This window comes from Pseudoalteromonas aliena (assembly GCF_038155085.1).
Classification (GTDB): Bacteria; Pseudomonadota; Gammaproteobacteria; order Enterobacterales; family Alteromonadaceae; genus Pseudoalteromonas; species Pseudoalteromonas aliena_A.
This window is the reverse complement of the sequence record NZ_JBAKAU010000092.1, coordinates 1-238: the sequence shown is the minus strand read 5'-3', so window position 1 is coordinate 238 and position 238 is coordinate 1. Positions and strand designations below refer to the sequence as shown.

The 238-nt window shown below is 46.2% G+C and carries 1 pseudogene; it reads right to left on the bottom strand.

Annotation, left to right across the window (positions count from 1 at the left end):
* Positions 1-238: pseudogene (locus V6260_RS18665) on the bottom strand (XdhC family protein); the annotation flags it as partial.

Sequence of the window (238 nt, the reverse complement as noted above, 5' to 3'; positions counted from 1 at the left end):
CATTTTTAAGTGCTCGCCATTGCACACCTTGGCGTTTAGGGGCATGGGTTTGCATAGACTGATAAAGGCCAATTAACTGCCCTCTAATTGATATTGCCACTTCCATAGGGAGCTTGCCCATTACATTTTCAAGCGCGACAGGGCAGACCATTTGCATTATTTGCTCGGTGGTATAATCGCGATGAGCTTAGCGCTGCTTAAAGCGTTTTGCTTTGGTATCTGAGCCAATAACGCCAAG